4 protein-coding genes are annotated in these 6,466 nt (G+C 28.6%); all 4 read right to left on the bottom strand.

The features are described 5' to 3' along the window. Nucleotides 1-285 precede the first annotated feature (285 nt). On the bottom strand, nucleotides 286-1,320 hold the full coding sequence (locus UDIV_RS00625) for a GA module-containing protein (RefSeq protein WP_038101801.1): 1,035 nt from the start codon (nucleotides 1,318-1,320) through the stop codon (nucleotides 286-288). Between the two features lie 312 nt (nucleotides 1,321-1,632). Then, nucleotides 1,633-2,889, bottom strand: a complete 1,257-nt coding sequence (locus tag UDIV_RS00620; RefSeq protein WP_038101799.1) for an amidohydrolase family protein — start codon at nucleotides 2,887-2,889, stop codon at nucleotides 1,633-1,635. Between the two features lie 429 nt (nucleotides 2,890-3,318). Then, nucleotides 3,319-5,436, bottom strand: a complete 2,118-nt coding sequence (locus tag UDIV_RS00615; RefSeq protein ID WP_038101797.1) for an ATP-dependent Clp protease ATP-binding subunit — start codon at nucleotides 5,434-5,436, stop codon at nucleotides 3,319-3,321. A 276-nt stretch (nucleotides 5,437-5,712) separates the two neighbouring features. After that, the coding region (locus UDIV_RS04455) for a hypothetical protein (protein WP_038101795.1) at nucleotides 5,713-6,466 on the bottom strand (754 nt) is incomplete at its 5' end.

Genomic DNA, 6,466 nt, shown 5'->3' with positions numbered 1-6,466 from the left:
TATTTCTTCGGTTTGAAAAAAAAAAAAAAAAAAGGACTTTTTGGAAATGTTCCGTTTTAGGTTATTTGTATGGGTTTTGTTTTTACTGTCTATTGATCACTATTTAAACTTTATATTTTCTTCAATTAATCAATGGATTGCTCAAGAAATCTCAAATAAGTTTTATTTCTAGATATAACTTAATATTTAAATACTCAGTTATTAAAAAACTAGAACACACCATTTTTAGTGGTATGTTCTAAGTTTGTAAATTTTAACTATAAATATTTTATTTATTAAAAAGATTTATGCTTTTGGTTCAGCTGGTTTATTAGCTTCATCAATAGTGTTTGTTTCTACTTGTATTTGTTTTGTTGGTTCATTTAATAGATTTGTTTGTTTATGATCATTTGTATATCATGCATTATTGAGTTGATATTTGTATTCTGAAGAAATATTTTCATCAGGTAAATGATTGAATGTTTCTATTTTAAGTATAACCATTCCATCTTTTGTATCTTCAATTTTAATAGCATACACATCTTTTTTATCTTTAGTTGGATAACTAGCACTAGTTTCATCAAACGTACCTATAAATCCACCATTTTTGAAAATATCAATTTGCAATCTTAATTGATTCTTTTCAACTAATTCAAATGTTTCTTTTGTTGTTTTAAATTCAAACCTTAAATAGTATTTTTTATTTAAAAGAAAAGACTTAGCTGATATAGGTGTTAATTTATTTTTAATGATATGGTTTAATTTATCTTTATCTACTGCTTCTCTTGTAATTGTAATAACATCATCAACTTTGCTTGGATCAGTTACTTGATCAATTCTATTAAGAAATGATTGTTTTTCAGAGTCAGATAAATTAACTAGTTTATTAATTATAGCTTTAGCTTGCTTTTTCTTGGTTCTTAAGTTTTCTTTTGCATTTTCTTCACGCTCACGTTTAAGTCTTAATGCTTCTTGTGCTGCAAATAAATTCTGTTGATCTTTAAGTTCAGCTTCATTAATAATAGAGTTAATTTCATCTTCTTTAGAATAATGATTAATAGATTGGATACGATTAATGAAATCTACTTTTTCATCAGCTAATAAATTAGCTAAGTTATTAATCTTTTCTTTAGCAGCTTCTTTTTTAGCTGCAAAAGCTTGCATTAATGCTATTTCTTCATTATTTTGATTATTTTCATTAGTTTGTTCAGTTGCTTTAGTTTGTATAATTGGTTCTTTTTTCGCTTTTGAACAAGCAACAGCTAAACTAGTACTTAATCCAACTAAAGCAACTAATCCAAACCCATGGTTAACTCATTTCTTACTCTTAAATTTCTTCATATTCTAACTAACCCCTTACTAGTGCAAACTATTTAATCAAAACCTACATTTATAACTAAAACAATCTAATACAAATACTTTATTTAATTAATACTATATATCTTAATTATATTGATTATATAGATATGAAGGCTAATAAAAGTATTAATAACAAAAAAACAAGAGATCTTGCAATCTCTTGTTTGTAATGATTATTTATCGATTTGATTGATGTCTATAATGAATAAACAATAATTATTTTTTAATTGTTATTATCTTAATTAAGCATTAAAAAACACTAACTAAATATTTAATAAATCTAAATACAATATATTAGATTTCAACTTTTTTCTCAAATGTACTTGGTTTCTTTTTGAAAATGTATTCACCATTTCTAATAGATGCAATACATTCTACACGGTTACGTTGTGCTTCAAATACATCTGGTGCATTTAATACGATGAAGTTAGCTGGTTTACCAGGATCAAAACCATATTCTTTTTCTAAGTTCATTAACTTAGCACCATTGTAAGTAATTAAATCAAAGTTACGTGGGAAGTCTTGTTCACGCATTAATTGAGTAATATGAATACCATTGTCAAGAATGTTCATTAAGTTTCCATTACCTGCAGGATATCATAAGTCAATGATTGAGTCTTGAGCAAAAGCTACGTTAATGTTGTTGTCAACAAATTCAAGAACACGTGTTACACCACGACGTTTTGGATATGAGTCTTGACGTCCTTGTAAGAATACGTTTTCAGTTGGACAAGCTACAAAGTTAATTCCAGATTGTTTAAATAATCCCATCATTCTGAATGCGTATGCATCATTTACAGAACCAAATGAACATGTATGACTAGCTGTAGTAAGTTTTCCATATCCTTGTTTCATTGCTTCAGCATTTAATAATTCTAAGAAACGAGCGTGAGTATCATCAGTTTCATCACAGTGAACATCGATTAATCTGTTGTATTTAACAGCTAAACGAACACTTTCACGAACTGATTCTTCACCATAAGCACGCGCTCATTCGTTGTGTGGAATACCCCCAACACAGTCAGCCCCTAATTTAAGAGCTTCTTCAACTAGATCACGACCAGTTTTTCCATCTTCTTCGTATGAGAACATACCATTTTGTGGGAACGCTACAACTTGGATTGTTACTTTGTCTTTAAGTTCATCACGAACTTCAAGAGCAGCACGAATACCTGTTAAATTAGCGTCCGTACAGTCTGTTTGAGCACGAATGTATTGAGTACCATAAGATAGACAGTCTTTAACAGCACTTCTAATACGTTCTTTCATTTGTTCTTTAGTTGTACGTTTTTTAAATGTATTTCAAATATCAATAGCCTCAAATAATGTACCTGTTTCATTTTTAACTTCATCAGTTTTTCCTGTGAAGTAGTAGTCTAAGTGTAAGTGTGAGTCTACATAAGGAGGAACAACTACACGTCCTTCTAAATCAATCACTTCATCAGCATCACCTAAATTTTTACCAAAAGCAACGAATTTGCCATTTTCTACAAGAATTTCTGACGCTTCAGGGTGTTTGTAAACATTTACATTAATAAATTTCTTTTTCATATAGACCTTTCATTGTATAGATATTTTATTTGTTTCTAGACAAACAAATAAAAGAGATAAGACATTTTTATTTAAGTAAAATAAATAATATTTTTCTTGATTTTTGAAAATAAATATATTATAATTATAAACATCTAACCAAGAGCTAACATTTTAGCTATATGTTTTTGTATACTTAAACATCAATATTATAACAACTATAAACATCTAATATTAATAATTTCACTAAAAATATGTTTTAGTTGTTTTTTAGTGTACTCTTGTATAAATTAATGTGTAATTTATTTGATCATTAGTTTTATCTTTTTTAGATGTAAATAAGATCAAAACAAAATCTAATATACTACTTTTAAAAGCTATTATGCTTTTAAAATATTAATAAAACAAAAACCACTCCATTTTCTTTGGGTGGTTTTTTTGTTGTTTAAATTATTTAGCTAATTCAATTTGATCTTTTTTGTTGTTGTATTTAATTTTGTATGGATGGTTTTTAAGTACTTTTTCTTCTAAGATCATAACAGCTAATTGGTTTTCGATGTTTCTTGTGATTCATCGCTTTAGTGGTCTTGCTCCAAATGTATCTGAATAAGCTTGTTCAACCATACTATTAGCTATTGAATCATCAAAACCAATTTCATAATCCTGAGTACTTAAACGAACTTCTAGTTCTTTAAGTAGTTTCTTAGCAATTGATTTAACTACTTCTTCAGGAAGTTTGTTAAAGAAGATGATTTCATTGATTCGATTTAACATCTCAGGTCTAAATGTTTTATGTAAAGCTTCAAAAGCTTTGATCTTATCATTTTCTAATAAAGCTTTAGCTCCTACATTTGATGTCATAATGATGATTGTATTCTTAAAGTTGATTTCATTGTTTTGTGAATCTTTTAATACTCCATCATCTAGGATTTGTAATAATAGGTTTAAAACATCAGGGTGTGCTTTTTCAATTTCGTCAAATAATAAAATACAATATGGTCTTCGTTTAACACTTTCAGTTAATAATCCAGCGTTTTCATAACCAATATACCCTGGAGGTGCACCAATTAGTTTAGAAACACTATGTTTTTCCATATACTCGCTCATATCAAACTTAATAAGAGCTTTTTGTGAATCAAATAGTTCAATTGCTAATTGTTTAGCAAGTTCGGTTTTACCAACCCCAGTTGATCCTAAAAATAAGAATGAACCAATTGGTTGAGCAGGATTAGAAATACCAGCTCTTCCTCTAATAACTGCATTTGCAATTAATTCAACAGCTTCATCTTGTCCGATAATCTTTTCTAATAAACGATCTTTGATATGTAATAATTTATTTTTTTCATCTTTTAATAAATTATTTAATGGAATTCCTGTTGCACGTGAAATAACATCAGCTACTTCGTTCTCTGATAACGAATCAACAATTAGTTTGTGTTTTGATTGTTCACTATTTAATTTGATTTCTAACTCTTCTTTTTGTTTGTTTAATGCTGGTAAATCAGAGTATAGAAGTTTTGAAGCTTTTTCATATTTACCTTCTGATTGTAAGAATTCAATTTCATGAGTTGTTTGTTCAATTTTTTGACGAATATTAGTTAATTGATCAATTTGTTTCTTTTCAGCTAAATAAATATTATTAAGCTCATCAAATTGTTTTTGTTTTTGTTCAATTTGATCTTTGATACTAGCAAGTCGTTTTTGTGATTTTTCATCCTTTTCACTATCAAGAGCTGCTTTTTCAGTTTGTAGATGTTGTAGTTCTCGTTTGATTTCATCAAGTTCAAGGGGAGCTGAATTAATTTGGGTTTTAATTTTAGCAGCAGCTTCATCAATCAGATCAATTGCTTTATCTGGCAGGTTCCGATCATTAATATAACGTTCAGATAATTTAACTGCAGCAATTAGTGCACTGTCATGAATCTTAATACCATGGAATGCTTCTCAACGTGGCTTTAAACCACGCATAATAGTTAAAGCTTCTTGCTCAGTTGGTTTGTTTACTAATACTTTTGTAAATCGTCGTTCTAAAGCTTGATCTTTTTCAATGTATAGTCGATATTCATTTAATGTCGTTGCTCCAATGATCTTAATTTCTCCACGTGCCATCAATGGTTTTAAGATGTTAGCAACATCCATATTTGAACCACTATTTTTACCTAATCCTACAATCTGGTGAATCTCATCAATAAATAAAATGATATCTCCATTAGATTTTTTAACTTCATTAATAATATTCTTTAATCGTTCTTCAAATTGACCTTGATAACTTGCTCCTGCAATTAAAGAAGAAAGAGATAGTTCAATAATTGTTTTATTTAATAAATTAGATGGAACATCTTTATGGACAATTCGATAAGCTAATCCCTCAATAATAGCTGTTTTACCAACCCCTGGTTCTCCAATTAATACAGGGTTATTTTTGGTTTTACGACTTAAGATTTCGATTGTTCTTCTAATTTCATCATCCCGCCCAATTACAGGATCAATTTTGTTATCTAAAATTTCTTGGTTTAAATTGCGACCAAAATCCGCTAATGAATTCAATCCTTTGTCTTTAAATTCCATATTTACCACCTTTTAGATTTAATAATATATTTTAGCACTCTTCAAGTGATATTGCTAAAAAATATAATTTAAATTATTACTTTAATAAGAATTTATTAAAAAAACGCCTAAATAAAAAGATTTAGCCAAAAAAAGGTTTGATAAAAAAACAAAAAAGAGCACTAATAGCTCCTTTTTGTATAAAAATAGTTGGTATAAATTTAACTTAAAAAACAATGGCATTGATTATATATTCGTTTATATATTATTTATTAATACTAATATTTAATGAGACGATTATATCTTAAAATTATATGATTCTCACTTGTCCATTATATTTTTGCCAGATAATCAAATAGAATCAAGAGTATATTCTCCGCTGCTAATATAATGATCATCTATATCAAAAACAAATTTACCATTCATTTCACGTAAATTCTTCACAGTTGCATAAATTTGTTCTTGGTGCGGTTCACCTTCATCATCCATATATTCATAAGTAATTGTGAGCTTTGCATTTTTGATTTTAGCAGGCATTTTTCCGTTTTTTGTTTTAAACGAGAATCCTGTAATATAATTTCCAGAACTCTTTACTTCAATATCGGATAATTCAGGATGTCCTAAATCTTCATTATTTTGTTCATTGTAACCATTTTCAGGCGGATTTGTTGTAATAGTATTGTTTCCAGAAGTGACACCAGAATCAGGGCTTGTTGGAGATGACGCATTATTAGAACCTTGATCTTCTATTGAAGATGATGAACCATCACTGTTGTTTTCAGTAACTTTTGGATTTTCTGTTTTTGGACTTGTGTTAGGTTGACTAGAGCCAGATCCGCTTGAAGGTTTATTACTTGGATTAGTTACAGCAGGATTAGTAACTTCTGCACTAGTTGAAGAATTATCAGATCCTGAATTTATTCCATTACCAGGGGTTGTTGTTTCTTTTTCTGTGTTTGTTTCTGGTTTAGAATGATCGGTTTGGTCTGTGTTAGTTGAAGGTACATTAGAATTTGACCCTGGTCCATTTTGAGAAGAACCACCAGTTGCT

The organism is Ureaplasma diversum NCTC 246, from assembly GCF_000731915.1.
GTDB classification, from domain to species: Bacteria; Bacillota_I; Bacilli_A; order Mycoplasmatales; family Mycoplasmoidaceae; genus Ureaplasma; species Ureaplasma diversum.
This window is presented reverse-complemented; position numbering and strand designations above follow the sequence as displayed.